This window comes from Streptomyces sp. ISL-98 (assembly GCF_018614055.1).
Taxonomy (GTDB): Bacteria; Actinomycetota; Actinomycetes; order Streptomycetales; family Streptomycetaceae; genus Streptomyces; species Streptomyces spiramyceticus.
This window is the reverse complement of sequence record NZ_JAGGPB010000038.1, coordinates 46,876-73,483: the sequence shown is the minus strand read 5'-3', so window position 1 is coordinate 73,483 and position 26,608 is coordinate 46,876. Positions and strand designations below refer to the sequence as shown.

Annotated in this window: 29 protein-coding genes and 3 pseudogenes; 18 read left to right on the top strand and 14 right to left on the bottom strand. The window is 69.0% G+C overall.

Annotated features, from left to right (window positions below):
- Positions 1–10: 10 nt before the first annotated feature.
- The 13 genes and pseudogenes from J7I98_RS25855 to J7I98_RS25795 all read right to left on the bottom strand — a co-directional run bounded on the left by J7I98_RS25855 (position 11) and on the right by J7I98_RS25795 (position 8,468).
- Positions 11–309: pseudogene (locus J7I98_RS25855) on the bottom strand (hypothetical protein).
- Between the two features lie 36 nt (positions 310–345).
- Positions 346–1,577: pseudogene (locus tag J7I98_RS25850) on the bottom strand (MFS transporter).
- Positions 1,574–2,092, bottom strand: a complete 519-nt coding sequence (locus J7I98_RS25845) for a regulator (RefSeq protein WP_214926410.1) — start codon at positions 2,090–2,092, stop codon at positions 1,574–1,576. The pseudogene J7I98_RS25850 and the gene J7I98_RS25845 overlap by 4 nt, the downstream one beginning before the upstream one ends.
- The gene (locus tag J7I98_RS25840; RefSeq protein WP_214926399.1) at positions 2,089–2,934 is read right to left on the bottom strand and encodes a winged helix-turn-helix transcriptional regulator; all 846 of its coding nucleotides are present in this window, start codon (positions 2,932–2,934) and stop codon (positions 2,089–2,091) included. Before J7I98_RS25840 ends, J7I98_RS25845 begins: the two co-directional genes overlap by 4 nt.
- A gap of 40 nt (positions 2,935–2,974) precedes the next feature.
- The gene (locus tag J7I98_RS25835) at positions 2,975–3,385 is read right to left on the bottom strand and encodes a hypothetical protein (RefSeq protein WP_214926397.1); all 411 of its coding nucleotides are present in this window, start codon (positions 3,383–3,385) and stop codon (positions 2,975–2,977) included.
- 10 nt (positions 3,386–3,395) lie between these two features.
- Positions 3,396–3,845, bottom strand: coding sequence for a hypothetical protein (locus tag J7I98_RS25830; protein ID WP_214926395.1), 450 nt, complete (start codon positions 3,843–3,845; stop codon positions 3,396–3,398).
- Positions 3,842–4,324 carry a hypothetical protein gene (locus J7I98_RS25825; RefSeq protein ID WP_214926394.1) on the bottom strand — a complete coding sequence of 161 codons (483 nt, stop codon included), beginning with the start codon at positions 4,322–4,324 and terminating at the stop codon, positions 3,842–3,844. Before J7I98_RS25825 ends, J7I98_RS25830 begins: the two co-directional genes overlap by 4 nt.
- 104 nt (positions 4,325–4,428) lie before the next feature.
- Positions 4,429–4,782 carry an SH3 domain-containing protein gene (locus tag J7I98_RS25820; protein ID WP_251021179.1) on the bottom strand — a complete coding sequence of 118 codons (354 nt, stop codon included), beginning with the start codon at positions 4,780–4,782 and terminating at the stop codon, positions 4,429–4,431.
- Between the two features lie 147 nt (positions 4,783–4,929).
- Positions 4,930–5,679 carry a hypothetical protein gene (locus tag J7I98_RS25815; RefSeq protein WP_214926392.1) on the bottom strand — a complete coding sequence of 250 codons (750 nt, stop codon included), beginning with the start codon at positions 5,677–5,679 and terminating at the stop codon, positions 4,930–4,932.
- A 16-nt stretch (positions 5,680–5,695) separates the two neighbouring features.
- Entirely contained in the window at positions 5,696–6,406 is a 711-nt protein-coding gene (locus J7I98_RS25810; protein WP_214926390.1) for a hypothetical protein, read from the bottom strand.
- Positions 6,407–6,425: 19 nt separating this feature from the next.
- Complete coding sequence (locus tag J7I98_RS25805) at positions 6,426–6,908, bottom strand: hypothetical protein (RefSeq protein WP_214926388.1); 483 nt, start codon at positions 6,906–6,908, stop codon at positions 6,426–6,428.
- Complete coding sequence (locus J7I98_RS25800) at positions 6,905–7,462, bottom strand: DUF4913 domain-containing protein (RefSeq protein ID WP_214926521.1); 558 nt, start codon at positions 7,460–7,462, stop codon at positions 6,905–6,907. Before J7I98_RS25800 ends, J7I98_RS25805 begins: the two co-directional genes overlap by 4 nt.
- Before the next feature lie 250 nt (positions 7,463–7,712).
- The gene (locus tag J7I98_RS25795) at positions 7,713–8,468 is read right to left on the bottom strand and encodes a site-specific DNA-methyltransferase (protein ID WP_214926378.1); all 756 of its coding nucleotides are present in this window, start codon (positions 8,466–8,468) and stop codon (positions 7,713–7,715) included.
- Between the two features lie 512 nt (positions 8,469–8,980).
- Between J7I98_RS25795 and J7I98_RS25790 the strand changes: the two genes are divergently transcribed.
- The 15 genes and pseudogenes from J7I98_RS25790 (at position 8,981) to J7I98_RS25720 (ending at position 22,251) form a co-directional block, all read left to right on the top strand.
- On the top strand, positions 8,981–10,114 hold the full coding sequence (locus J7I98_RS25790) for a C40 family peptidase (RefSeq protein ID WP_214926375.1): 1,134 nt from the start codon (positions 8,981–8,983) through the stop codon (positions 10,112–10,114).
- Between the two features lie 379 nt (positions 10,115–10,493).
- Positions 10,494–10,808 carry a DUF6112 family protein gene (locus J7I98_RS25785; RefSeq protein ID WP_214926372.1) on the top strand — a complete coding sequence of 105 codons (315 nt, stop codon included), beginning with the start codon at positions 10,494–10,496 and terminating at the stop codon, positions 10,806–10,808.
- On the top strand, positions 10,808–11,494 hold the full coding sequence (locus J7I98_RS25780) for a hypothetical protein (protein WP_214926519.1): 687 nt from the start codon (positions 10,808–10,810) through the stop codon (positions 11,492–11,494). The genes J7I98_RS25785 and J7I98_RS25780 overlap by 1 nt, the downstream gene beginning before the upstream one ends.
- A 36-nt stretch (positions 11,495–11,530) precedes the next feature.
- Positions 11,531–12,916 (top strand): annotated as a pseudogene (locus J7I98_RS25775) (ATP-binding protein).
- An 82-nt stretch (positions 12,917–12,998) separates the two neighbouring features.
- Positions 12,999–14,471 (top strand): SCO6880 family protein, encoded by a 1,473-nt coding sequence (locus tag J7I98_RS25770; protein WP_214926359.1) that lies wholly within the window; start codon positions 12,999–13,001, stop codon positions 14,469–14,471.
- Complete coding sequence (locus tag J7I98_RS25765) at positions 14,468–15,076, top strand: hypothetical protein (protein ID WP_214926356.1); 609 nt, start codon at positions 14,468–14,470, stop codon at positions 15,074–15,076. The genes J7I98_RS25770 and J7I98_RS25765 overlap by 4 nt, the downstream gene beginning before the upstream one ends.
- Before the next feature lie 76 nt (positions 15,077–15,152).
- Positions 15,153–15,623 (top strand): DUF6238 family protein, encoded by a 471-nt coding sequence (locus J7I98_RS25760; RefSeq protein WP_214926354.1) that lies wholly within the window; start codon positions 15,153–15,155, stop codon positions 15,621–15,623.
- A gap of 25 nt (positions 15,624–15,648) precedes the next feature.
- Complete coding sequence (locus J7I98_RS25755; protein ID WP_214926352.1) at positions 15,649–16,191, top strand: hypothetical protein; 543 nt, start codon at positions 15,649–15,651, stop codon at positions 16,189–16,191.
- A gap of 42 nt (positions 16,192–16,233) precedes the next feature.
- Complete coding sequence (locus tag J7I98_RS25750; RefSeq protein ID WP_214926349.1) at positions 16,234–17,748, top strand: VirB4 family type IV secretion system protein; 1,515 nt, start codon at positions 16,234–16,236, stop codon at positions 17,746–17,748.
- On the top strand, positions 17,658–18,632 hold the full coding sequence (locus J7I98_RS25745) for a ParB/RepB/Spo0J family partition protein (protein WP_308377934.1): 975 nt from the start codon (positions 17,658–17,660) through the stop codon (positions 18,630–18,632). Before J7I98_RS25750 ends, J7I98_RS25745 begins: the two co-directional genes overlap by 91 nt.
- On the top strand, positions 18,629–19,135 hold the full coding sequence (locus J7I98_RS25740; protein WP_214926346.1) for a hypothetical protein: 507 nt from the start codon (positions 18,629–18,631) through the stop codon (positions 19,133–19,135). The genes J7I98_RS25745 and J7I98_RS25740 overlap by 4 nt, the downstream gene beginning before the upstream one ends.
- A 130-nt stretch (positions 19,136–19,265) precedes the next feature.
- Positions 19,266–20,315, top strand: coding sequence for a hypothetical protein (locus J7I98_RS25735; protein ID WP_214926343.1), 1,050 nt, complete (start codon positions 19,266–19,268; stop codon positions 20,313–20,315).
- A gap of 8 nt (positions 20,316–20,323) precedes the next feature.
- Positions 20,324–20,869, top strand: a complete 546-nt coding sequence (locus J7I98_RS41335) for a hypothetical protein (RefSeq protein WP_308377933.1) — start codon at positions 20,324–20,326, stop codon at positions 20,867–20,869.
- 118 nt (positions 20,870–20,987) lie between these two features.
- Positions 20,988–21,476, top strand: a complete 489-nt coding sequence (locus tag J7I98_RS25725) for a hypothetical protein (protein ID WP_251021178.1) — start codon at positions 20,988–20,990, stop codon at positions 21,474–21,476.
- A gap of 43 nt (positions 21,477–21,519) precedes the next feature.
- Positions 21,520–22,251 (top strand): glycosyltransferase, encoded by a 732-nt coding sequence (locus J7I98_RS25720; protein WP_214926501.1) that lies wholly within the window; start codon positions 21,520–21,522, stop codon positions 22,249–22,251.
- Between the two features lie 475 nt (positions 22,252–22,726).
- On the opposite strand, the gene J7I98_RS25715 is transcribed toward J7I98_RS25720, so the two are convergent.
- Complete coding sequence (locus J7I98_RS25715; RefSeq protein ID WP_214926341.1) at positions 22,727–23,143, bottom strand: hypothetical protein; 417 nt, start codon at positions 23,141–23,143, stop codon at positions 22,727–22,729.
- Positions 23,144–23,263: 120 nt separating this feature from the next.
- Between J7I98_RS25715 and J7I98_RS25710 the strand changes: the two genes are divergently transcribed.
- From J7I98_RS25710 to J7I98_RS25700, 3 genes are all read left to right on the top strand, one after another.
- On the top strand, positions 23,264–24,523 hold the full coding sequence (locus J7I98_RS25710) for a hypothetical protein (RefSeq protein WP_214926338.1): 1,260 nt from the start codon (positions 23,264–23,266) through the stop codon (positions 24,521–24,523).
- On the top strand, positions 24,520–25,239 hold the full coding sequence (locus tag J7I98_RS25705; RefSeq protein WP_214926336.1) for a hypothetical protein: 720 nt from the start codon (positions 24,520–24,522) through the stop codon (positions 25,237–25,239). Before J7I98_RS25710 ends, J7I98_RS25705 begins: the two co-directional genes overlap by 4 nt.
- 562 nt (positions 25,240–25,801) lie before the next feature.
- A protein-coding gene (locus J7I98_RS25700) for an IS5 family transposase (RefSeq protein ID WP_374225172.1) occupies positions 25,802–26,592 on the top strand; the annotation gives its coding sequence in 2 pieces (ribosomal slippage) (positions 25,802–26,117 and positions 26,117–26,592; 792 coding nt in all).
- Positions 26,593–26,608: the final 16 nt, after the last annotated feature.

The following is a 26,608-nucleotide window of genomic DNA, read 5'->3' as shown; positions in this document are numbered from 1 at the left end:
CAAGGAGCTGTCAGTCGGCGCGGCGGCGGCGCAGCTCGAACGCGCTGGCCCACTGGGGGTGTTCTGCGATCAAGCGCCTGGCGTAGAGGGCGGTGAAGTTGTTGTTCAGCCCGGCCACGCCGTACGGAAGTTCTCGCCGCAGGTCCTCGAAGAGGTCCTTGAGACCGAGGCGCGTGGCGCCGGCGGCAAGCCGGCGGGCGGCCATGCGTTCCAGCGCGCGGTAGACGTGCGGGTTCTATCGAAGGCGCGGAACTGTTCGGTGATGGTGCGACCGCTCGCACGGTTCGCCCCGGGGCAGGCAAGGGACATGGGGAAGTTCTCCACAGGCTGGGGAAGCGCAACGGGTCAGGTGCGCAGGGCGGGATCGGTGCGCAGGCGGGCGAAGGCCAGGAACAGCCCGAGGGCCTGCAGGACGGCGCACGCGGTGATGACGTGGCCCAGCGCGTCGGGCGGGGTGAGCGCGGTCAGCACGCCCGCGGGAAGGGCAGCAGGAGGATGAGGATGGTCGTCGACAAGGTGCTGCCGAACCGGTCCTGCGGGATCAGGCGGGAGCGCAGCGTGCGCAGGACCACCGTCATGCCGCCCTCTGCGGCCATCAGGACCGCGACCAGGACCAGGTAGGACAGGTAATCGGGGGCTTGAGCGGCGGCGAGAGAGGCGAGCGAGGCGAATGCGGCGCAGGCGGCGCCGACCGGCCACAGGCCCAGGCGGTCGATCGCGAACCGGCAGAGCGTGACGCTGAGGAGCGTCGCTCCGGCAGCGGCGGACCAGACCAGGCCGACGGCGGTGGTGGACTGCCCGTAGTGGTTGACGACGATCACGGGGCCGGCGGCCTGGAGGAAGCCGATCGCGAGGTTGGAGAGGGTCAGGCCGGTCACGAGCCAGCCGAGCGCGGGCAGGGACCTGATGGTCCGCCACCCGGTGAGCAGCCCGGCGCTCGTGTTGCCTTTCGGCGCTCGGGCCGGGGCGACGGGCGAGGGAGGTGTGCGCAGCGCGAGCAGCGCGGCGAGGAGCGAGAGCGTCGTGATCACCGCGAGCATCTGCGGAGGGCCGGTGAGCAGGAGCAGTCCTGCGAGCGCCGGCCCGGCCAGGGTCGCGGTCTGGTCGATGCCGAGCAGAACGGCCTGGACGCGGTGGGCTCGCGCGCCCGCTTGGCGGCCTGCGGTGGCGCCCGCGGTTTCAGCCGCGATGTAACTGAACTCGGTGAGCACACCGGTGGTGGCCGCGAGCGCCATGACCGTCACGCTCGCCACGGTGCCGGACGGATGGAGGTAGAGAAGGACAGCGCCGGCGGCGATGACCAGTGCGCGGCCGAGGGAGGCGAGGAAGAAGACGACTGATGCCCCGCGCCGGTCGACGATCGCGCCGGCCCACCCGAACGCTGCCAGCCTGGGGATCCATTCCAGGGCGAACGCCAGGCCCGTTAGCGCTGCGGAGCGCGTGATGGCCAGGACCAGGAGCGGGATGCCGTAGGTGGACATGGCGAACGCGAGGGCGTCCACCGTGCGCGGCAGGTAGATGCTGCGCAGCAGCCCGGCGGTGTGGCGGGCATGCCGTGGTGTGGCGCCTGCGCTCACGCGACGGGCTCGGGTTCAAGGAGCACGGTGACCTGTGGATTGGCGTGCAGCCACTGGACCAGCAGAGCGCGCGGGCGGGCCAGGTCCGCGTCGGCCTCGGCACTGGGCAGGTGCTCGCCCGCCGGACGGTGGGAGCCTTCGGCCGGGCCGACGACGAGCATGGGCGCCAGGAGGCTGAGGGTGTGCCGGAGGCGGTTGGTGAAGTCGCACACGCGGGTGGGATAGGCGTGACGCCGCGCCCACCGGGCGGTTGCGTCGTAGAAGTCGGCCAGCTCCGAGCCGGACTCGGTGAGGTCAAGGCCGACGCCGGGCGCGACCCGGACGAGACCGTGCGCGCGGGCAGCGTCGGTGGTCCGGCGAAGGTGGTGCGCAGAGAGGTCGGGCAGGGTGCCGGCCAGCCTTCTGGTCGGAATCGGCCCGTTGTCGTCGATCTCAGTGATCAGCCGGATCAGGCCCGGCGAGGACAGCAAGGCGCATGCGTTGCGGAGTTCGGCCGGAGTGAAGGAGGCAGTCATCGGCGCGGACCTCCCGCCGGGAGCGCCGCCTTCGGGCGGGCCGTCGCGGTGTGCGAGAACAGGTCGCGGTTCTGCCACGTCGGGAGAGAGGCCCCTGCAGCCCGGACAGCCGACGGGGCGGTGGCAGCTGGCAGGGATAGGTTGCTGACCCACGGTTTCGGCGTGGGCGCGGCCCCCGGGCGCCCCCATACCGGGTGCTGGGCAGCTTGCGTGAGTGGGTTCCCGGAGGACCACGCGGACAGGGCGCCGAAGACGGGCCCCAGGCCGTCGCCCGCGACGGACAGGCGGTAGGGCTGGCCTATGCCCTCGGTGTCGACCAGGCCGTCGGCCACGAGCTGCCGCAGCGGCGGGTAGATGTTGGTCCAGTCGCTGCTGGGCATGACGATCCTGGCCAGGGCCTGGCCGCTGACCTCTTCGCGGGACTTCAGCACCCACAGGATCGCGGCAGCGTGCCGCCGAGTGAGCAGGGTGAGGCTGTCCTCGATCTGCTCGATCGCGGGCAGCGGTCGGTCCGCCTTCTCCAGATGCTCCTCGGCCCAGGTGACGATCATCGGCAGCACCGGCAGAAAGGCTGCGCCACGGTCGGTGTGGCCGTAGGTGACGTGCCGCGAGGTGTGTTCGGTGCGCTGGACGAGGCCGGCGTCGCACAGGGCCCGCAGCTTGGGGTGGAGCTGGCCGTTCTGCAGCCAGGACACCTTGGCGGCCAGCTCGCTGTACCGCAGCGGTGGACCGGAGAGGGCCAGAAGGATCCGCACGTTCCATCGCGGAGTGATCATGGCGAGTGCCTCGGTGACCCGGGCGATGTCAGCGTCGGTGTCAGGGGGCAGACCGGTGAGGGCCAAGGGAGGAACTCCTGAGTGGGTGAAGGGAATTGCCTGCGGGTCAGCGGCTTGGTGCCGTGCTCGTGGCCGGAACGGGCGGAGCGGGTACAGCTGAGGGCTTCGGCGGGGAAGGCGCGGGCGCGGTGACGCGGGCGAGGCTCTGGAGAACGGCGGAGACCGACTTGGCCTGGACGTCGCGGACAGCGACCGCTTCGGCGAGCCGGCGGGCGCCGTCGAGAAGGTGGGAGACCTCGTGGCCGCCGATCTGCCGCTCGGGGTGGACGAGCCGGGCGAGGTGGTCGCGGTGGAAGTCGATGCTGCGCTCGGCGAGGGCGAGGTCGTCGTGCATGCCGAGCAGGGCGGAGAGCATGCCGGGCGGCTGGTCCTGGGCGTGGGCTTTGAGGTCGGCGAGCGGTGCGCCGTACAGGTCCTCGATCCGTCCGGCTATCTCGGTGGACGTGAGGTGGGGCAAGCGGGGGCTTTCACGGTCGGCGGGCCCTCGCCGCCCCGGCACGAGTGGGTGCCGGGGCGGCGAGGGACGGGGGCAGGACGGCGGCGACCATCGGCTGCACCGTGCGGACGGCGCGGGACTGCTGGTCGGGTGGTGGCATGGTGCGCAGCAGCTCGCCGAGCGCGGCGCGGTAGCTGTCGCGGGCATCGAGCGCCGCCTCCAGCCACTGCGCGTCAAAGCGGAGGTCGCCGGCTGACAACTCGCCCATGTCCCGGTCGGGTGCCATCGCCTCGTGCACGCGGTCGCGGACGCGGGCGACCTGTTCCTCGGCCAGGGCGAGGAAGGAACGCAGCTCCAGGGCGCGGGCCAGCGCGGCGGGGGCATCGGGCCCGGTTGCGCCCGCGTACAGCTCGGCAACCGGGGCGCCGAAGACCTCCTGCAGCTGGCCGTCCGCGGTACTGGACTTGAGCCGGAAACTCACAGGACGGCCCTTCCCGTTCGCGGCACCGACGCCGGCACAACCGCGGGGCGGTGCGGAGCACTGGTCTGCACCGCCGGGCCCTTGCGGGCCCCGCGATTGAGACGGGCAAGGCGTTCGGCGGCGAGGTCCTTCTTCCCCGGAGCGTGCGGATCAAGAAGCCACCGCACGACCAGGGCCCGGCCGTCGCGTGCCGTGACGGCCGCGTTGACGCGCTGGGCGAGGCCCATCGTCGGGTCGTCGACCTCACTGGGCTGCGTTTCCAGCGCGGCGAGGAGGTCATCCTCCGCGCGATTGAGGACCGTCTGGGAGTCGACGAGAAGGCCGTGCCACTTGACGACATCGGTGGCGTCAGGATTCGCGGTCGGCGCGACGGCGACTGCGGCCGTCAGCTGATCCATGCCCATTCCGAAGTGGGCTTCGATCCGTTCGGTGAGCACGCCCACGACATCCTCAGTGCCGTCGGATATGTCGTCGGACAAGGGAAACTCCGTTCCGGAAGGCGACACCTGGGGGCAGGGGAAGGAAATTGGCGGGCGGACGGGCAACTCGGCTATGGAGTAAGAGGGTTACTGCTGCGTGCCTGTCAGCTGAGGCACATGCGGACGTCGCGGTAGACGTACGTGCCGGAGACCCAGCCCTTTACGCCGGTGGTCTTGTCCGTGATGTAGAGCCAGTTGCCGCTCTTCTTGTGAACGGTGAACTTGTGACTGCGGTAGAGCACCCCGACCGCGGTGGACTTCGTGGTGGCCTTGGACCGGATGGTCACGGCCTTGGCGTGAACCTCGTACGGGAGCGGCGGGAGAGACGAGCAGCTGCTCGCAGGGACGGCAGTTGCCGCGGTGGCGGCGGGGGCCGCACTCGCTGCGGTGGCGGACACCACCGGCAGAGCGAGTGCCCCGAGCATCGCAGCGGATATGGCAATTCGGGTCGAGCGCATGCGGAAGAAACCTCCATGAGGCATAGGGGATTACGTGGAAAGGCGCCGCGGGTTTGACCCGGCGGCTGTATAAGAGTCCGGAGAATCGCCGGTTTGGCTAACCGGCGATCGTCGGCTATGTTTCGCCGCGCCCGCCGACCTCGGCACTCAGCGCGAGCGGCCGGGCGGACGTGGAGCCGAAGCCTTCGGCATGACAGCCGGGCGGCTGAATGCCGCTGCCGGGCGGACCGGCGGGAGGGGGCCGGCCTCGCCGGTGAGCCGGTCGTCGCACCACTGAAGGGCCTCGTCGACCGTGGCGAAGCCGCCCTCGCGCAGGGTATGAGTCCCTGCGTCGGTGTCGACCTCCTCGACCACGACGCGAAACGGAGAGGGGGCCCGCTCGTCCAGAGCGCGCAGTGCCACGACGGTGACCATGTCGTCCGGGTCGTCTCGGGTGTAGGAGTAGCCCATCGCGTAGTGGTCGCCATCGCCTGCGAGGCGTGACTCCAGCGCCCGCGTCGCCTCATCCGCCGGCGGTGGCCCCAGTTCGGGGTTGAGGCTGATGGAGTCGGCCGGGCAGCTGCGGTGGATCAACCAGGACTGCGCCATCGCGGGCAGCGGCAGCAGAGCCCGCTCGAAGTCGAACGTCCCCTTCTCCTGGTCCCGTTGCAGGTGCACGGCGACGTATTGCGGCATGCCAGGGTGACCGTAGGTGGCGGTGCGGTCGAACAGGACGTAGTAGCTGTGCACGCCGTTGGCGGTGTGGTGTTCGGCGAGGGGGACGAGCATGTCCTCGCGCACGGCGACCTGGCGGTAGAAGTCGAGGTAGACCTGTTCGTCGGCGTCGAATTCGTCCAGTTCGAAGTCGACCTCGGGAATGGACTTCCGGGCGGGCGCCGGTTCGGTGCGGGACAACAAGGGCCTTTCGGGTAGGTCAGCGCCGGTGTTTGGTAGGGGAAGGCCAAGCGCCGCGCCGCGCTGGCAACTTCGGTACCTGGGTCGTGGTGGGCGGCCGACGGGCGGCGAACAGTGCGGCGCGTCCGGCGTCGGTCAGTGCGACGGGTTGGCCGGCGTGCACGGGGTGGCCGGTATCCCGGGAGACCAGGCCGGCGCCCTCCAGCTGCTGCAGCTCGGCGTAGGGGATGCGGGTGCCGGAGGCAGCGGTCACGGACATCCGGCCGGTCAGGAGATGCTCGTAGAGCTTGGCCCCGCCGGCGATGGCGAGCAGCGCCGCCTGGTCGGCAGTCGAGAGCGGTCGTCGGCCGGGCGCCGATGCCGTTGCCGTTGCGGCGGCGGCCTCAATGGGCTCCAGGGCGGTGATCACCCTCCGGGCAGCAGCGTCGCGTACGTCGGCGGCCTCCTCCAGCTGGTCCACGGTGCGATCGATGCGCTCGAACAGGGCACCATCGACGGGAAACTCGCCGCTGGACAGGCGGTTGAGAAGTTTGAGGTAGAAGATCACGCCGATCTCGGCCTGGGCCAGCTCGCGGTGCTGGTCGACCAGGTGGACATGCGGCTCGTCGAGGACGCCGCGGTCGCGGTAGGCCCACAGTGTGTCGACGTCATGGCCGGTGACGGCTTCGATGCGATGGTCGAGCGGGGAGACCGCACGCCGGACTGCTGCCGGCGCGGGATCAGGGGGCATAGGCGGGGCCTCCAGGTGATCAGCGGGCGTGATGGTGCGAGGGGCTCTGCGCGGGACGGGGAAGGCCCGGCAGCGCGAAGGACGGCGGACCCGGCCGCGGTGCGGGGCCGCGGGTCGTGAGCTGCGGGGAGCGGGAACGAGCAGCGTGAGTGCGGGCGCTCAGCGGCCGGCGGGGCATCCCCAGGCGGCGTCCGACCTCGTCGTAGACGTCATTGCCCGCGCGCGGGCGGACCGCGACGACGTGGATTTCCCGCTGGTGAGCGGACTCCGCGGGGGCGGGGCGGACGCCGTAGACGACGCGCCAGTCCTTCCGGGAGTCCACGAACAGCTTGCGGTAGCCCTCCAGGTCGCCCGTGAGCCGGAGCCCGAAGCGCTGCGCGTTCACGACTTCTTGCAGGTAGGCGAGGGTGAGATCGCGGATGTCGCTGGGCGCCTGGAGGAGATCGGTCAGGGCACGGGGGTCGAAGCTCAGGCCGAAAGCCGGCTGCTGGCCCCCGTTCACGACGTCGGCTCGTCCTGCTCAGCGGGCCCAGCATCATCCGCCGCGCTCGCCGTCGCCTTCTCCGTACGCGCTGAGGGCGGCGGGCCGGGGAGAATCCGGTGCGCGGGACGCTCGGGGGAGGTCATGCAGGCCGACAATGGACCGCCCGGCGCGCGGATCGCCGCAAGGGCGTGGGTGAGGAAGTCCCGGTGCCACACGAACAGGCCGCTCAACCCGGCTTCGGGGTCCTTGTGCTGCTGGTACGCGAGCCACAGGGCATGAAGCCAGGCCACCACGTCGTCGTGCTCCTGCCACTGCAGGCACCAGGGCGCCGCGGTGGTGACCTCCGCCCCGTAGACCGGGAGGAAGAAGTCGTCGACCCAGTCCGACAAGGCGTCGAGCTCGTCCTCGCGCTCCTCCCCGTCGAGTTCCAAGATGGGGCGCGGCTCCGGCGGCGCAGCCGGAGGCGGTCCGCCGAGCCCCGGCATGCCGAACGCCGCGAACGGCGATCCGCCCGGGGCCGGAGCGGAGGCGAGATGGTCGAGCTGCTGGGCCTGCTGCGCCGACTGCTCCATCAGCCTCCGGACGCTCGCCTCGATTCCCTCCAGCTGGGGGTCCGGAATACGAACCGGCTCCAGCTCCCCGCCGTCCGAGAGTTCTATGGATTCAGGCATGAAAAGTGTGGCCTCCTACGAGCCTCGGAAATAGGGAAAGCGGAAGCGGTGGTGAGCGGACCGGCCGACGGACTACTGGCGCGCCACGGCGGGATGCCACCCAGGACCGGGAAAGGCGCCGGTTTCCGGCATAGGAAGCGCTGTTGCGGCCTCAGACGGTGAGGACCACGTCGTCCTGCGTGAGGGTCTCGCGGATCGTCTCGGTGAGCCGGTCGGCCGCGATGGACGCGTAGTGCTCGGTCTTCTCCACGCCGATGAAGTCCCTGCCTTCCAGCAGGGCGGCGACGCCCGTAGAGCCCGAGCCGGCGCAGAAGTCGAGCACCGTGCCACCCGGCGGGGCGATCTTGACCAACTCGCGCATCACCTCGACGGGCTTCTGCGTGATGTGCTGGCGCTTGGCCCCCGAGGGCTGCGAGGCACTGTAGAGCCCGGGCAGATAGACCGGGTTACGGGACGCGTCGATCGGGCCGTTGCTGGCCCACACGATGAACTCGCAGTTTTGCGTGAACCGGCCCTTCTGGGGCCTGGCCTGCGGCTTATGCCAGGCCAACACCCCTCGCCACAGCCAGCCGGCCGCCTGGATCGCGTCCGTCGTGATGGGGAGTTGGCGCCAGTCGGTGAACAGCAGCGCGGTCCCGCCGGTCTTCGTCAGCCGGTGCGCCTCGGTCATAATCTGCGTCAGCCAGAAGTCGTACGAACGCTGATCCATGTTCTCGCCGGTGAAGTCAGCGAGGGTGTGCTTGGCGTCGGCGGAGGTGTACTTCTGCTTCGCCGAGCGTGTCGTGCGCTCCTTCGCAGTCCGGCCGCCCGAGTTGTACGGCGGATCGGTGATGACGGAGTCGACGCAGTCGTCCGGAAGGCCGGCGAGGACGCTGAGAGCGTCACCCTGGTGCAGGGAAAAAGGCAAAGAGGGACCCCAATTCGGGTGTGAAAGCACGGAGGGAACTACCCGTCTCGCATACGACTCCTGTCAGGCCGGAATGGGGCATGAAGAAGCCCGGGGCCGCAGACCGAGGAGGGCGAGGGGAGTTAAAAAACTGTAGAGGCGAATGCGCCGACGACCAAGAAGTCCGCTGCTGAGGTGCCGGATTTCGGCACCTCATGCCAACTTTTTGGTCAGCCGCCAATCCGGGCCTACTGTTTTTGAACCGCCCGGCACACACCGCCGCTGGCTACATCCCCACCACGCCTCACGGAGGTACCCCCTGCCCCGGCACACCTAGCTCACGGCACGGCCACGTGGAGCGAGCGGCAACTCTCCCGCACCGGCCTCCCACGATCGCCCACCCCGGCCGTCGCGCCCTTCCACCACGCCACGCGCACGCGGCACGCCGGACACCGCACCCCGAAGGACACGTCCATGACGCCTCGCTACCCACCCATGCTCGAAATCGCTGACGCGCGAGCGGTCCGCGCCGGTTGAAGGCGGTCGCCGCCGGCATCGGCGTCGTCTTCCTCTCCCCACTCCTGCTCGCCGGGACGGCCATGATGCTGGCCTCCTCCGCCGATGCCGTGCAAAACGCTGGCTCATTCAGCGGCTGCCTGACCGACATCGACTCCGACGAGGTCGCCAAGCAGGTCACCGAGATCCTCGACGGAGCGTCCGGCAAGGACGTCCACATCGAGGGCTTGGATCAGCCCGCCGAGCAAGTCCCCAACGCGCAGACCATCGTGGCCAGCGGCATCAGCCTCGACGTGCCCAAGAAGGGCCAGATCATCGCGCTCGCCACCGCGATGCAGGAATCACGGCTGCGCAACCTCAACTACGGAGACCGGGACTCGCTCGGCTTGTTCCAGCAACGTCCCTCCCAGGGATGGGGCACCGCCCAGCAGATCCGCGATCCCGTCTACGCCTCCGAGCAGTTCTACAAGCATCTACTCAAGGTGGACGGCTGGCAGCAGATGACCGTCACCCAGGCCGCGCAGGCCGTCCAGAAGTCCGGCCTGCCGAACGCGTACGCGCAGTGGGAGGACCTGTCCACCGCGCTCCAGGACGCCATCGCCAAGACCTTCCCGAGCACCGGCAAGGACAAGGACGACAAGGAGCCGGACCAGGGCAAGGAGTCCACGACCGGCACCACCGGCTGCACTCCGGCCAAGGACGGATCCGGCTTCGGCCGCATCCCCGAGGGCAGCGTCCCGAAGGGATACAAGATCCCCAAGGACGCCGACCCCAAAGCCCGCAAAGCCCTCGACTGGGCGATGCACCAGCTCGGCACGCAGTACCAGTGGGGCGGCAGCTGCACCGACTCGCACGGCCCCGACCCGATGGGCCGCTGCGACTGCAGCTCGCTGATGCAGCAGGCGTACGCCCACGCCGGCGTGACCCTCACCCGCACCACGTACACGCAGGTCACCGAGGGCAAGGCGGTCTCGCCCAGCAAGCTCCAGCCCGGTGACCTGATCTTCAGCCGCGGCACCGCAAGCCGCCCCGAGCATGTCGGCATGTACATGGGCAAGGGCCTGGTGATCGAGGCGCCGCGCACATCAAAACCGGTCCGGATCACCCCGATCAAGGACTGGGACATCCTCGCCGCCCGCCGCGTCCTCTGACAGCACCCGCCCGGTGTAGGTTCCGGTTCAACTTGTCGCTGTCCGGCCATTCTGTCGTCGGTTTGTCACCCGCTGGGGCAAACCCGCAGGTCGGCTGTCCGAGAGATCTGTCAGCAGAGCCCGAACGGGCCGTCTCGGTTGAAGAGTCCGACAGATCGGCCGGACGAATCCGCCGACAAGTCCTCTGGATAGCCGACCAAAGACGCTGGTCAGCGCGATGCCAGACGACAAGTCAAATCGGAACCTACACCCGGACACCGCTCCGGGCGGGTTGCCGCCGCGGCCACTCCCCCTGCCGCGAGCGCCGCGCCCCTTCCTCTTTCCTCTTTTCCGTCGGCCCCTCGCCTGGCCCTCGTATGCAAGGAGCCCCGCCACACCTATGTCCCTCCCTCTCGCCGACCGCGTCATCCAGCTGGCCTACGACCCAGGCATCACACCCCAGGGCGGCGGCCTGCCCGGCCTCGCCGTGCTGAAGAACGTCGTCAACAGCATCAACCTGTTCGGGATCATCGCCGTCGTCGGTGCTCTTGCCGTCTCCCTCGGCGTGTGGGCCTGGGGTCATCACACCGGTGGCCACCAGGCCGAGGCCAACGGCAAGAAGGGCGCCGTCGTCGCCGCGGGCGCCGCCCTCGGCCTGGGTGCCGCGAACGGAATCGTCGCGTTCTTCTCGGCCCTCGGTTCGCAGGTCCAATGATGCGGAACCGATTCCCCACTCTGTCCTCCTACGGCATCGGCTGGTCGGCCAACAAGCGGATCGCGATCGTCGCTCTGGTCGTCACCGTCCTGCTCGCCATCGCCGCCACCGTCGCCTGGCTGAGTGGGAGCGGTGGCGGCCAGCAGGACCGGGACCACGCCGTTCCGGCGCCGGCGAACAGCCCTGCCTCCTCCGAGGCCGCCCCGAAGCCCGCCGCCGGATCGGGGTCCGTGCTCAAGCCCCCGCAGATCGCCGAGCCGGTTGCCTACGCCAAGGCCGCAGCACAGATGCTGTGGTCCTACGACACCCGCGACACCAGCCGCGACCAGCAGCTCGCCGGCATGCGCGCGTGGATGACCGAAGAGACCAAGTACGCCGACTGGGCCTCGGTCTCCGGCCAGGTCCCCGATCCGGTGCTGTGGTCGCGGATGGCCGACCAGGACCAGCACGCGACCGGCACCGTCACCGAAGGCCACTACCCCGGCGCGTTCAAGCAGGCCCTGGCCGAGGACCCGTCCGCGATCACCGAGGCGTACATCTACGTCGTCACCGTCAACGGCAAGCAGCAGATCGCCTGGAAGAAGGGCGGCGGCGGAGCCGAAGAACGCGCCGTGACCCTCGCCGTGCAGTGCCGCCCCAACCACGACTGCTCCCTGGCCGCCATCGCTCCGAGCGTCACTCAGTGACCCGCGCCTGACACAAGAAAGGAGGAGTAACAACCCGTGGGTTTCTGTGATTTCCCTCTGGCAGACAAGCTGTGCGCCGTCGGCGACGCGGTCGACTTCGCCACGGACCCCGGCAAGGCCATCGGCGACTGGATGGCGAAGTCCGCAGGTGAACTGGCAGCAGCCGCAGCCGACCTGGCGGCCAAGGCGGTCAACACCACCACGAAGGTAGACCTGAACGCCGGCTGGTTCCGCGACAACTACGAGATGCTCTTGCCGCTGGGCCTGGTTCTGCTGGTCGCGACGTTCTGCGCGCAGCTCATCCGGGCCGCCGTCAGACGCGACGGCCAGGCCCTCACACAAGCATTCACCGGCACTATGTCGGGCGTTCTTTTTGCGTTCTGCGCCATCGCCTTCACCACGGTCGCCGTCGAGGTGGTCGACGCCGTCTCCGACGGCCTGTTCAAAACCGCGCACCTGAACATTGAGTCGGCCGTTCGCCGCATCGTGAAGGTCAACCAGATCGGCGCCCTGTCCGGCCTGGGCTGGCTCGTCCCGGTGGTCGCCGGCCTAGGAGCCGCCGTCGGCGCCTTCCTCTACTGGTGCGTGATGATGGTCCGCAAGGTCGGCATCCTCGTCATGGTCACTTTGGCGATCTTCGCCAGCGCCGGTGGCGGCTGGGAGGTCGCACGCCGCTGGCGCAAGGGCTGGATCGAAGCCACCGCCACCCTTGTGGTCTCCAAGCTCCTGATGACCGTGATCTTCGTGCTCGGCATCGCTGCCATGGGCAAGACCGAAGCCAAGGACGGCATCGCCGCCCTCGCCGACGTCATGTCCGGCATCGTGATCATGGTCCTGGTGCTGCTGTGCCCGTACGCGGTCTTCAAGTTCGTGCACTGGGCGGCCGACGGAACCGACGGCGAGTCCATCCACCGCGCCGGCGGTGCCGGAGCCCAGATCGCCAAGGCACATGCCGAGAAGGCCGCCCGCAAGGCAGCCGCGGCAGCCGCCACCGCCGGAACCGGCGGCGCGGCAGCCGGAGCGGGCGCCGCCCCGCAAGGTGCCGACGCCGCAGGCGGAGGTGGCTTCCCCGGCGACATCGCCTCCAACCCGACCGGCTGAGGCGGGGGCGGGGGCGGCAAGGAAGACTCGCAAGGCGGCGGAGCTGGCGTCTCGCCCGGTGGAGATGCCATCAAGTCCGGCCTGGAGAAGGCCGTCCAGCCTCCGCCGACGAGCGTCTCCGCCGACACCAGCGGCCAGGTGGGCGGCAGCCCGGGACCGGGTGGTTCCGGACAGAGCGCCGCGTCCGGTCAGGGCGGCGGATGGCAGTCCGCTCCGCCGACCACGACCCCGCCGCCCCAGGGCGCACCGCCGTCCTCCGGTGCACAGGCCACCCCGACCAGCGGTACGGCCGGGCCGCCGCCGCCCCCGACCGGCCTCTGATCCCCTGCCCGTTTCCCGGGGGCGGGACGTGCTCCGCGCCTCCCGCCCCCGGGTCCCCACCCGCGCCTCCAGGACCCGCCCCTTGACTGACCTCTCCGTCGCCCCGGTCACGGTGAAATTCCCGCACCGGTCCCGCCGCGGCATCCTCCTCGGCCTCTCCCTGCCCCAACTCGTCCTCGTGTCCGGTGCCTTGGCGCTGCTACTGATGTCGGTGGTCTCCACCGGGCTGCTCGGCGCCGTCGCCCTGACCCCGCTGTGGGCTGCGTCGGGTGCGCTCGTCGCGATCCGCCGGCACGGCCGTTCCCTGATCGACTGGGCGCCGATCGTCGCCCGCTACGCACAGCGCCGGCGCACCGGCCACACGCTCTGGCTCGCCCGGCCCGTCACCCGCCCCCGGCAGGACGGCGTCCTTCATCTGCCCGGCACCGCCGCCTCCCTCAAGGTGGTCACGCCCGGCGACTCCGCCAACGGCGCCGCAGCCGTGCACGACCCGCACCGCCAGACCCTGACCGCCATCGCCCGCGTCACCTCCCGCGCCTTCGCCCTCCTCGACCCCGCCACCCAGAACCACAACGTCAACAGCTGGGGACGCGCACTGGCAGGCATCGCCCGCACCGGGCACATCGCCACCGTGCAGGTACTGGAGCGCACCGTCCCCGACAGCGGCGACACCCTCACCCGCCACTGGACCCAGCACGGCCAGCCCCAGACCCCGGTCGCCGGGCAGATCTACTCCGAACTGGTCGCCTCGGCCGGTCCCGCCGCCGCCCCGCACGAGACCTACCTCGCCATCTCCCTGGACCTGAAGGCCGCCAAGCGTCTGATCTCGCAGGCAGGCGGAGGGCTGCCGGGTGCGTTCACCGTCATGGAGCAGACGACCGCGTCCATCGCCCAGGCCGCCCGCAACGCCGGACTCATGGTGACCGGGTGGCTGAGTGCCCGGGAGATCGCCGCCGTGATCCGCACCGCCTACGACCCGAAGGCGCTCGCCGCACTCCAGCAGTGGTCCGAGACCGGCCGCGCCGAGGCGGACCCCGCAGCCGCCGGGCCCGTCGTCCAGTTCGAGGAGTACGACCGGCTCGCCACCGACTCCGCCCGCCACGCCACGTACTGGGTGGAGAACTGGCCGCGCACCGAAATGGGAGCGGGCTTCCTCCACGGCATCATGTTCACGGCCGGTGTGCGGCGCAGCCTGTCCCTTATATACGCGCCCCAGGGGCTCGAGTCTGCACTGCGGGACGTCCAGCGGAAGAAGGCGGCGATCATCGCCGACGCGAATGAGCGCGCCCGCCGGGGACAGGTCGACAGCGAGGAAGACTCCGTCGAGTACGCCGACGTCAAGCAGCGCGAGCGCCAGCTCATCGCCGGGCACGCCGACGTCGCCCTGACCGGCCTGGTCACCGTCACCGCCGACACCGATGCCCTCCTCGACGCGGCCTGCGCGCAGATCGAGACCGCCGCCGTCACCGCCGGCGTCGACCTGCGCCGCCTCAACTACCAGCAGCCCGACGCCTTCACCCTCACCGCGCTGCCCCTCGCCCGGACCGCCCTGTGACCCGCCAGCCTCCGGCCCGTGCCGCCGTGCCCCACCCCTCGCACCTCATCGACGACATCCAGGCGCTGCTGGACCCGCTGCGCCAGATGCACCGCCGCCACCAAGCGGCTCTCGACGAACACCGCACCAAAGACGGCTACGTCATCGAGGGCCACCACGCCGCCTACGAGGAGGCCCGCTACACCACGGCCATCGAAGCCAGCGACACCCTCGACACCATCAGGAACCGGCTGGAGCGACTGATCGCCGCCCCCGCACACCGCGCCTTCACCATCGCCCTCAAGGGCCCCGGCCACGACGAGGGAGCAAGCCCCTGGCTGTTCGTCGTCAACGCCACCGACCTCGACGACGCGCACCGCACCCTCACGCAATTGCCCTCATACAAAAACTGGCTGGTGGACACCCGCGCCCCGGGCGACACCGACTCCGCCTCCAACGCGGACGTCGTGAGCGACCACAGCCATGTCGGCACCCGGGCGCCCGGCACGTACCTCGACCTGCGCCAGGAGCAGGAACAGATCCTCGCCTCCCGCACCGCATCCCGCAGCGTCCCCGCGCCCCCGCCTCCCGGTCCGTCCTCGGCAGCGCCCCGGCGCTCGCGCTGACCACCGGCCCCTCGCCGTCTTTGGCGGATCGCCCGTCACTGCCCCTGCCGCTACGGCAGGAAGGACCCCTGCCCCTTTGACCTCTGCCACCCCCGTCGGCGACGCGCACCCCTACCTACGTGCCGCCACCGCCGGCGTCCGCCACCACACCCGCTCCCTCACCACGGCGGCACCCTCTGCGCCACAGCCCGCGGACCGCGTGCACCTCGACGTGCTGCACGCGCACCTCACCGCCCTGCACCGGCTGTTCGACCAGCTCGCCGAGACCACCCGGCCACCGCATCCAGCTGCGGGCCGTCACCTGGCCACTGCCCACACCCGGCTGTGGCAGGCCACCACCGCGCTGCACGACGCCTTCCACCTCCTGCCCGCAGCCAACGAGAGCGCTGCGGAGGCGGACTGCCATCCCGAACGGCTGCCGGAAGGCCCCCCAGTCCTGACCATCTGCCAGCGCCACCTCGCCGCCGGTCACATCGTCCGCCGCAAGACCACCCCAAGCGATCTCAACACCCCGCTGCACGGCCACACCACCACCTGCAGCCAGTAACCCCCACCCCGACGAAAGGCACTCCATGCGCAAGCTGAAGCGCTCCACCTCCACCGCCGTCATCATCGCCGCACTCGCCGGCACCGCCGCCATAGCGACCGCCAACCCCGCCGCAGCCGCCAGCTACAAGTGCACGACCAGCACCAAGTCCATCGACGACCCTGCGTACACGGGCCCCTGGGCCGACAACTGGGACGTCCGTGTCACCCTGTGCGCCAAGCGCTCCGGCTCCACCGTCTACACGTACGCCAAGGTCAGCTGGGACGGACCGGCGTACGGCCAGGTCGACGACAGCACCATCTTCGACGGCGCCTACTTCAAGCTCCAGGTCAAGAAGTCGCAGGCCGGCACCGACCCGGTGAAGAAGTCCGCCAACTACTACGGCATCGAATCGCGGCTGGAAAACAGCGACTCCAACGCCAACTACAACAACTCTTACACCACGCCCGTACTCAGCTACACGATCGGCTCCGGACGCGGACTGGCCGACGGCGAACTCCACCTCGACTGGAACAACGACGGCAAGGGCTACTGGAAGCACCAGTTCAGCGCCTCACCGGTGGTCTGACCGCCCACACCGAGACCGCCGCCACGTGAAAGCCGACCTGCCATGAATCACCGGCCCGCACGCCGAGCCCGCCGCGCCTCCGCCTCCCCGCTGTTCACTCCGCACGGCACCGACCGGGCCAGCCGCAAAGCAGCCCGCCGCCAGCTCGCCGAAGCCGCCGCCAAGGCCCGAGCCGAGGCCGCCGCCCACCCCGCTGGCACCGCGCCCGCGGAGCACGAAATGCCCGCTCCTCTCTTCCCGCCGAGCGGGCGCCCCGGCCCTGCCTCCGCCCGCGGAAACCGGCTGAAGCTGCCCGCCCACCGCATGACCACCGCCATCGCGGCCGGCGCGTACCCGTTCCTCGCCGAAGGCGGCCTCGGCGCCGAAGGCATCTACGTCGGCCGCGACGTCCACGCCGAAGCCTCGTTCGTGTTCGATCCGTTCGCGCTGTACGGCAAGGTCGAGGGCTTCACCAACCCCAACATCCTGCTCGCAGGCGTGATCGGCCAGGGCAAGTCAGCGCTGGCGAAGTCGTTCGCGCTGCGGTCGGTCGCCTTCGGCTACCGCATCTACGTCCCGTGTGACCCCAAGGGCGAATGGACGCCCGTCGCCTCCGCACTCGGCGGCACATCCGTCGCCCTCGGGCCCGGACTGCCCGGCAAGCTCAACCCGTTGGACGCCGCACCGCGACCCGACAGCGTCTCGGAGGCCGACTGGATCGGCGAGATCCGCAAGCGGCGCCTGCTGCTGCTCGGTTCTCTAGCCCGGACCGTTCTCGGGCGGGACCTGCTGCCGATGGAGCACACCGCCCTTGACGTCGCCCTCGACGCCGTCGTCACCCGCGCCGCCGCCACCGGCCGTACACCGCTCCTCGGCGACGTCGCCGCCGCACTCAACAACCCCACCGCGCTCGACGAGGCCGCCGGGATGATGTCCGGACGGCTCGGCGAAGCAGCCCGCGACCTCGCCCACGCCATGCGCCGCCTGGTCCACGGCGACCTTGCCGGCATGTTCGACGCCCCCTCCACCGTGGCGTTCGACCCCAACTCCCCGATGCTCACCATCGACCTGTCCCGACTCGGCGGGTCCGGCGACGACACCGCCCTCGTCCTCGCTATGACGTGCGCGTCGGCGTGGATGGAGTCCGCTCTCACTGACCCGCGCGGCGGCCGGCGGTGGATCGTCTATGACGAGGCATGGCGCCTGATGCGCCACCCCGGTCTCCTCCAGCGCATGCAAGCCCAGTGGAAACTCTCCCGTGGCCTCGGCATCGCCAACCTCATGGTCATCCACCGGCTCAGCGACCTGCTCACCGCAGGCGACGCCGGATCCCAGGGCCGCGCCCTCGCCGAGGGACTCCTGGCCGACTGCTCCACCCGCATCATCTACCGGCAGGAAACCGACCAGCTCCACGCCGCGGCTTCCCTGCTGGGTCTGACCTCCGTCGAAACCGAAGCCATCGCCCACCTCAACCGGGGACGCGGCCTGTGGAAGGTAGCCGGGCGATCATTCATCGTTCAACATCTTTTGCATGCGCACGAGCTGGCGCTGTTCGACACCGACGCCCGCATGCACTGAAACCCTCTCCCATCCAACCCTCCGGGCACACCAGCCACTCCAACCCCTCCATCACCCCCAGGAGACGCCCCATCGAATCCCACCCGACCGCCTCGCTCCTCCCCCTGCTCGACGAGGACGACCTGACCGCCCTCACCCACGACATCCAGGAGAACGGGCTTCTGCAGCCCATCGTCCTCGACCGTCAAGGACGCATCCTCGACGGACGCGGCCGACTCATCGCCTGCGAACGTGCTGGCATCGAAACAGCCTTCATCACCTACGAGGGCGACACCCCGGACGTCTACATCCTGTCCGTCAACCTCCGCCGCCGCAGCCTGACCAAGGGACAGGCCGCGATGATCACCGTCAAGGCTTGTTCCCTCAGGGAACAAGACGGCCGTTCCCCGAGGGAACAGACCGCGCGTTCCCTAAAGGAACAACTCGGAGTCGCCCTGGCCGTCATGGGGCGCGCAAACACCGTCCTGCAGCACGCACCCGACCTCGTGGACCCGGTCATCACCGGGGCCATGGGACTCAACGAGGCGTACGCGGTCGCCCAGGAGAACAAGGCCAAGGCCAACTCCGCGGAGGTCCAGCTCGCCCGTCTGCGTGAGGAGGACCCCGAACTGGCAGACCGGGTCATCGAGGGCGACCTGACGCTGGCAGGCGCGTGGGCAGAGCGCACCGAGCGCGTCGAAGAGGACAAGCGGCAGCGTCGGGTGGCCACCCGACTGCTGGACGAGGTAGTCCCGCCGCTCGCCCAGGCCCGCGGTACGCGCACGTTCAGCCGGTACGACCCCGCGTACGCCAGCGGCACGCCCATCACCCGCGAGACCATCGCGCACGCCATGACGGCGCTGGCCGAGATGGACCAGGTCTGGCAGGAGCGTGACCTGCCGTGACGACCACCGCTGACCTCCGCCTGCAGCACATCGTCGAGAAGACCGCTGTAGCTCTCACCGACACCGCCGGCCGATTCCACAAGCGCCATCTCACCGATGCGGTGCGCGAACAACTCACACGCGAGGACCTCGACCCGCACATCAAGGCCGCAGCCCTGGACAAACTCGCCCAGAGCCTTGTCACCGGGTTCGGCGAACACCGCAACCCACGCCGCAGGCGAACCAACGGCCTCTTTCACCCCCAGGACGTCATCAAGCTGGGCAACGGAATCTGGATATGGATGGCCCGCGCCACCGACTCCGACCTGCTCGAGTGGCGCCGGCTGTCGAGGAAAAACCGGGTGCGCGTCGACCTGGCGGACAACGAGGTCCAGGACTACACGGACGAACGCCTCGACGCCTTCCGCGCCCATACCGATGTCCTCTACCTCGAAGACCTGGAGCGCGTGGTCTTCGGCTGGGCCGAAGACCACGACGATCAGGCTGGCCTCCTCGGATCGTGACCAGCACGGACTGCGGCCCCCGGCACCCCGCCTAGCCAGCGACGTACCCAAGTCCTTTCAGCCATTGGTCGATCGCCGGGGTCGGCCGTCCTGACACCGCCCACCGCTGCCCTTTCCCCCAGCACGAGGAGTGCCCGTCCGTCCTGCCCGGCGCACCCTGCCCCTGATCGCCGCGGCTCTCACCGTCGCCCTGGCCGCGACCGCCTGCACCAACGACGACAGCGACACCTCCGCTAAGAAGACGGCACCCAACACCACCGCCGCGTCGACGCCGACCCCTGCGCTCAGCCCGGCGCAGGCAAGCGACGCCATCACCCACTACTCAAACAACAACCTCGCGCACATGAACCAGGACCGCGCCCTCCTCGACACCGTCGAGGGCGGCCCCCGGTACGCGATGTCGCTGGCCGACATCAAGCAGGACGAGGCCCTGCCAAAAGCCGATCGCGAGCCGTACCGACCGTGGTCGTACGACCTCTCGGCCACCGACCTCTACATCCCGCGCCTCAAGGACGGCCAGCAGCGGTGGTTCGCCGCCGTCACTAAGGCCGGCAGCCAGCAGCAGTACGCCCGCGTCTTGGTCCTGGCGGAGAATACGAAGTCGAAGCAGTGGGAGATGGTCGCCACCGTCGACATCGACGATCCAAAGCAGCTCCCGCAGATCGTGCTCGACAAGGACGGGTACGCCACCGCGGTCGACGCCGCCTCGAATTCTCTCGCCGCACCGGTCGGCGTGCTCCACTCGGCCGTGACCGACAACTTCGCCACCGGCGGCGAGATGACCGGGAAGAAGGTCTTCACCTCGACCGAGACCTCCCGGCGGCAGATCAAGGTCCACGACGAGACGACCGGGAAATTCGGCCCACGCGGCACCACACGCTTCGCCTCCGTCGCCCCGCAGTTCACCGACACGTACGCGCTGAAGACCACCAAGGGCGCACTCGTGATCTTCTCGCACACCCACAGCCAGCACGACGCCGTGACCGCCCCGGGACTGGGGATCGTGCCGGAGAAGCACGACCGAGCCTGGCTCGGCACCACCCCGAGCCCCGCCTTCACCTACACGTTCACCTGCTCGGACATCGCCGCCGTCCCCAGCACGCCGGATCCATCGAGCCTGCTCGGCTACGGCTGCCGCCGCACCGACGCCGAGGCCGCCGGCCCCAGCACCTCCGTTTAGAAGGACCCGTGCCCCAGAACCCCGACTTCGAGCTGTACGACAACGTCGGCCGCGATGCCGACCAGATCGCCGCCGCCCACTACGGCATCGCCACCCGCGGTGACCTGCTCCGGTGGGCGAAGCGGGACGCCGAGCCCTTCCTGGCCGAGCATCCGCTGCCGGCCGAGCCCCTGCCGAGCGGGGACCTGGCCCCGTATCTCGCCGCACTCGCCGCGGCCGAGACGCCTGCCGAGTTCAGCGCCGTCACCCAGCGCCTTCTGGACGCCGCCGAACCCGTCCTGCGTGCCGTGAGTGACTACTTCTTCGCCGCCGCCCAGTGGCGCGGTCAGATCCGCGGCGCAGCGAAGGGGTCACCGCCCAGGCTGCTGATGGAAGCGGCCAGCCGCAGTCTGTCCGTGCTGGCCATCGCGGATCAGGCCGACCTGATGACCCTGCGCGCCGTGTACGACCCCGCGCCACCACCGAAGCTCCCACCGTCAGGCCAGACACAGGCGTCGTCCAGCCTTCCCCCGGCGCAGCCCGCCCCTCCCTCCGGCCCGACACCCGGCCGGTAACCTCCCGCCCTTTTGGAGGCTCCTCCTGTCGACCCGTTCCTTCATCGCCCGCCCCACCGAGACCGGCTACACCGGCATACACGTCCATCTCGACGGCCAGCCGAGCGAGAAGCTGCCCATGCTCCTGGCCGCCTACCAGCACCGGTTCGGGCAAGACATCGAGGTCATGGCGAGGCATCTTGTGGACGGCGTCGCCGTTGGGTGGGACGAGCTGGGCAGCGACCTACTCGACGGTGCCCCGCCCGAGATCGTCACCGCCCTGACCGGCGGAGAGCAGTGGCCCAGCAGCACCCTGGACCACCTGGTCACCCCCGACGGCTCCCCGCCGGGCCGCATGACGGTCACCGAGAAGACCGCCGCCGACCAGGACCTGCAGTGGGGCTACGTTCTGCGCCCCCACGGGATCGAAGTGATCAGCGTGCTCCACGCCGATGCCGGTCCTGTCGTCGCCTGGGACACCGACCCCCGCTCCGGATTCAGCAACCACCCGGCTCACTGGCCCGCCCCCGCGAAGGCCCCGTTCGCCACCGCCTCATCCGCCGCACGTTCGCCCCGGACCGCTCCCGTCACAGCTGCGGTCAATCCCCCCACGGCCGTCCGCCGCTGACCCTCCTCATCCGCGCTTTTCGGAGATTTCCCTGCCCACGCCCCTGACCACGGTCGTTATCGCCACCCGCCTGCGCGAGGACCGCCTCGACTACCTGACCGCCATGCACGCCAGCCTCACACGGCAGTCCGTGCCGTGGGAGGCTGTAATCGCCCTCGATGGCGCCGCCCCCGCGCGCCTGCCCGCCCCTCTCGCGGCCGACCCGCGCATCCGCACCCTCGCGCTGCCCCGCCCGGTCGGCGCCGCCTGCGCCCGCAACCTCGCTCTCACCCAGGTCCGCACCCCGTACGTGAACTGGGCGGACGACGATGACGAGTTCACCGATGACGCCATGGCGGCACGGCTGACCGTCCTGGAATCGACCGGGGTGGGCTGGTGCGCAGGGTGGAGTGAGGATCTGCACCCCGACGGCTCGACCCGTCTGTGGCGCTGCCCGACGCCGCCCGGTCGGCACGAGGCCGGGCACGTCATGGACTACTGGGCACGGCCGCAGGACACGATCCCGATCGGGCCGACCACGATCCTCGCCCGCACCGAGCTCGTGCGCGCCGCCCCGATGGGCGGACTCGTCCAGGGGGAGGACTACATGGCGGCCGTCGGCGTTGCGGTTCTAGCCCCTGGGATCCTGCTGGGCCTGCCGGTGTACAGGTACCGCAAGCACCCGGGGCAGATGACGCAGCAGACGTCGTACGACCAGCTGGAGGCAGCGGCCCGCGAGCACGCGCACGGCTACGGACTCAGCCTGCGCTCCGCCCTGCGCACGCGCGAGGTGTAGGTTCCGCGGTTTCGCGAGCATTTCCGCGTGATCATGAGCACCGTTTGGACATTACCGCGTGATCATGGACAACGGTAACGTTCAGTAGTTGTCAATTGCCGGCTGTTAACGATCTTCCGGTTCGGGCGGCGCGCTTACTTCGTACCGTTCCGGTATGGCCGCACAGCGCCCGAGAGAGAGCCGCAGCAAGCACAACACTCCTACGGCGTCGATTCGGTATACCGGCGGGTCGACTCGCGAAGTCCCCTTCAACTTGCTGCGCTTGAGGGACTTCGACGAGTCGGACCCGTGGCGGCGGGTCCGTTCCGTACACGGCATGGCGCACTACTCGGGCGAGTATGCCTCGGCGACGACGGGCGGTCAGGTCGTCTACGAGAGGTCGGCGGAACTTACCTGCCGCCGCACCACATCAGCGGGTGGGTGCGCCACCGCAGCGGCGGTGGCGCACCCACCCAGAAGTAAGGCCGCGTCTGCCCTATCGGTAGCTGATTTCGTGGTCCGCGCGGCAACTCCACTGGAAGGCCGGGTACTTGCTGTACCACGAGCCCGCGATGACCGCCGCACTTCCCGGGTAGTGGCGACTGCACCACGCCTGGAAGTCGACACCGCCCTCGTACCAGAACTCGTAGGGGTAGCCGACCCTCTGGTGCGCGCACACCCAGGAGTACGGACTCCACAGGTTCACCACATATGCCGCCTGGTAGGGATCATTCCAGGTCTGGGCACAGGCGGCGTTCACGTTAATTCCGTGGTACACACCCCCAGCCGCCTGCGCAGGCGCAGCGACGGAGATCCCGCCCAGGGCCATGGCCAGCGCCAGCAGCGTTGCCGAGATCCATCGCCAGACCCTGCGGCCGTACTCGGCGGGCCGCTGTTCCTTGCTCGATCGCATGTGTTCTCCTCCGGTCGGGTCCGCTGAGTGCGGTCCTTGCAGATAAGAACAGCACCTTGCCGGTACGACACTTGCACAAAAGTGCGCGTCACCGCGGGGCGGAGGAGCAAGGGTGTTGGCATGACTAAGTCCCCTCAGTCCCCGGCCGCGTACTGGATCACCTCAGCGCGGCAATCCGACTACACGATCCGTGCGGCAGTAACCCGTTCCTGTGCCGCAGTGGCATTGGTGGTGGCTTACGCTCTGACGACCTCCGCCTGGTGGGGATGGATTATCCTGGGCCTCGCCTTCCTGGGCGTGTACATGTCCCTGGCCAACGGCTTGTACGAGGGGCGGGAGGATCCGCCCGGCGAGTGGCTCGCCCGCGTGGCATTGCGCTCGGGGAAAGGCACGAAGGGCGACTTCAGCGCCAACGCCTCCGGCATTATCGAGACGGCTAGCGCGCTTCTCCTTCCGCTGCTGCCCGCTTGGGCGATGGGTGACCTTTGGTATCCGCGCCTCTTGGCACTGGTGGGTGCCGCTGGATACCTGGCAAGCGTTACCTCGGCGATCTTCGTGGACACGACGTGGTTCAACCCTGATGCCCGCCTGCCCGGACTGGCGTTGCGGCTCAGGAGTGCAGTCGCAGCAGGAGCGGCCGCCATCATGGCTGCGGAGGTGATGCCAGCTTCCTGGGACTCGGGGCAGCGAGGAGTTGTCGCCCTTGTCTGCGGCGCAGTCCTGCTTGTTCAGTGGCGTATCAGGGAGACTGACCGGCTTCTGACTTGGGTCGCTCCCTATAGCGCGGCACAACGTCAAGAAGGGCGCAGGGACATCACCGATGCAGCCCACACCACGGTCGGCGGCCAGATGACAGCCCTCAGGAGGCAGCTCGAACGACACAAAGAGCAGGATCCAGAGCTTTGGTACGCGCTAATTCAGGTGGACGGCGCCATGCGGGAGACCCTCTACATGGATCGGGATCCCACCAGCCGTTCCGACTGGCCCGGCCTGCTTCTGGGGCAGCTCGACCAGGTAAGCGGGCAGTATGCGGTGCCCATCGTCTTCGATCCACCGCAGAAGCCCTTCGCCGATCAAGACAAGGAGACCGCTAGGTTCGTGTTGCATGAACTCGCGCTCAACGCGGCAAAGTACGGCGCCGCCGAAATCAGCATCCAACTGCGACTTGAAGGCGATCTCTACATCGCGGATATCCACGACGACGGGCCGCCCTTTCAACCTGGATCATGGCAAAGGCCCGCCGGGGGTCTGGAGAGAGTTGCACGACACCTCGCCAACCGACATGGATCGCTGGCATGGGATTCGACATCAGACGGCAAGGTAGTAACAGCCACCTGGCGTACAGCCGTACGAGAGGAACTTCCCCAGGAGGGATCTTGACCCGCGTATTGATCGTCGACGATCATCGCACCACGCTCGCTCGAGGACTGGCAGCAGTCCTCGAGCTCCCGTGCGACATCTACACTTGCAAGCATGAGGTGGAGGCGGGAATCAATTCCGACTGGACTGCAGCATTTGTAGATTTCGACCTGAACAGCCCCACCGAAACAGGGCTGAGTATCATGGAATTCTTATTCGACCGATGTCCAGAAGTCCGTCGCATCGTACATACGTCTCTTTCTGAAAATGGTAGGACGCTTTTTGCGCTCGCCGCATGCGCCTGGTTCGATGCGGAAGTAATTCTTGACAAGGAATGCTCCGAGACCCAAATCTGCCAAGCGGTCAACCTGCTTGAGAATCCCACACCGCGTAGATGGTTGGAGCGGCGCCGACGAGCCGCCGACATCATCGACGACCTGCTGCAGCCTGGTTGGCTGCCATTGTGGCAAATCTGGCCAGAGGTCAACGGATCCGTCAAGGCAGCAAAGGCGCGACTCGGCAAACATCAACCAGATCCCCGCACATTCGCGAAAGAAGCCCTCGCGATCCTCGAAAAGCACCGAGATATGTTCGGCTTGGCCAGCCTCAATCCGGTCGCAGGACGCGCCTACAGCTCCTACGCAGTACCCCTAACTGTGTTCGCCGAGGCAAACAGCAAGTTCTTCGGCGCCCCAGACCTGGCAGCCGTTCTCGCCTCGCAATCCATGAGGTATTGACCTCGATGCCCCGGCGGGCAGTACTGGAGACACTCGCGCTATCGAGACCGGGGATCCGCCCCGATCCTTGGTGCACCCCCGGCCCTAACAACACCGATGGAGAACTCGTTCACAACGAACCACCCGCGCCATTTGGCTGCCCTACTGGCGGCAGGACGAAGACGGCACGAATCACGCAGAGCGACCACCGAAGGCAGCCCGCTGGGACGTTCTGCTCATGATCCGCCCCCGCCAGTAGTGCTCATCCCATGCGGAAAACGCCATCGCCGCAGGAGCCAGTACTCACGAAGATGCGGTCCCTAGATCCTCGTCTAGGTTCCGCGATTCCGTGGACATTTCCGCGTGATCATGAGCACCGTTTGGACACTTCCGCGTGATCATGGACAACGGTAACGCTCGGTGGCGGTCAGTTGTTAACTGTTAACGATCCTCCAGTTTTGGGCGGCGCGTTTTTCGCACCGTTTCCGTATGAGCTCGTAACACGATCTTGTTGAAGTGCCCTGGCAGAGCGTGACCGGTATGATTTTTCGGTCGTTCGCGTGGTGTGGGTACTCGACCGTGGATCGTGGACGACGACTTGTGGGCGCTGATCGAGCCGTTGTTGCCGTCCTGGCCGATGAAGGGGCCGGGGCCGCGTCCGGTGGCGGACCGGCGGTGTCTGCAGGGCATCCTGTACGTCCTCTACAACGACATCGCCTGGCAACTCCTGCCACCGGAGCTGGGGTTCGGCTCCGGGCAGACCTGCTGGCGGCGTCTGGACCGCTGGCAGAAGGCAGGAGTCTTCGACCAGCTGCACCGGATTCTGCTGGCAGAACTGCACGCGGCCGGCGAACTCGACTGGTCACGTGCGTGCGTGGACGGCTCCCACATCCGCGCGAAAACGGGGGTGCCAAAACCGGTCCGTCGCCGGTCGACCGGCGGAAGGCGGGCAGCAAGCACCACCTGATCTGTGACGGCCGCGGCACCCCGCTCAAGGTCATCACCACCGCAGCGAACGTCAACGACGTCACCCAGACCCTCGCCCTCGTCGATGGCATCCCGCCCGTCGCCGGTCGACCCGGCCGGCCGCGACGACGCCCCGAAGCCCTGCTGGGTGACAAGGGCTACGACTCGAACCCGAACCGGGACGCACTCCGCAAGCGCAAGATCCTGCCCGTCATCTCCCGCAAGGGAGCCCCGAACATCCAGGGCATGGGCAAAATCCGCTACGTCGTGGAACAGACCTTCGCCCTGCTCCACCACTTCAAACGCCTGGCCGTCCGCTGGGAACGCAGACCCGAACTCCATGACGCCTTCGTCTCATTGGCCTGCAGCCTCATCTGCTGGCGACGCCTCAAGAAGACCCACTCGTGATCGTGTTACGAGCTCT

Excerpts from the sequence above, each read along its gene's own strand:
- J7I98_RS25845 (WP_214926410.1), bottom strand. The coding sequence starts at position 2,092 with ATGACTGCCTCCTTCACTCCGGCCGAACTCCGCAACGCATGCGCCTTG.
- J7I98_RS25820 (WP_251021179.1), bottom strand. The coding sequence starts at position 4,782 with ATGCGCTCGACCCGAATTGCCATATCCGCTGCGATGCTCGGGGCACTC.
- J7I98_RS25810 (WP_214926390.1), bottom strand. The coding sequence starts at position 6,406 with ATGCCCCCTGATCCCGCGCCGGCAGCAGTCCGGCGTGCGGTCTCCCCG.
- J7I98_RS25800 (WP_214926521.1), bottom strand. The coding sequence starts at position 7,462 with ATGGAGCAGTCGGCGCAGCAGGCCCAGCAGCTCGACCATCTCGCCTCC.
- J7I98_RS25785 (WP_214926372.1), top strand. The coding sequence starts at position 10,494 with ATGTCCCTCCCTCTCGCCGACCGCGTCATCCAGCTGGCCTACGACCCA.
- J7I98_RS25780 (WP_214926519.1), top strand. The coding sequence starts at position 10,808 with ATGCGGAACCGATTCCCCACTCTGTCCTCCTACGGCATCGGCTGGTCG.
- J7I98_RS25755 (WP_214926352.1), top strand. The coding sequence starts at position 15,649 with ATGCGCAAGCTGAAGCGCTCCACCTCCACCGCCGTCATCATCGCCGCA.
- J7I98_RS25750 (WP_214926349.1), top strand. The coding sequence starts at position 16,234 with ATGAATCACCGGCCCGCACGCCGAGCCCGCCGCGCCTCCGCCTCCCCG.
- J7I98_RS25725 (WP_251021178.1), top strand. The coding sequence starts at position 20,988 with ATGCTCCTGGCCGCCTACCAGCACCGGTTCGGGCAAGACATCGAGGTC.
- J7I98_RS25715 (WP_214926341.1), bottom strand. The coding sequence starts at position 23,143 with ATGCGATCGAGCAAGGAACAGCGGCCCGCCGAGTACGGCCGCAGGGTC.
- J7I98_RS25710 (WP_214926338.1), top strand. The coding sequence starts at position 23,264 with ATGACTAAGTCCCCTCAGTCCCCGGCCGCGTACTGGATCACCTCAGCG.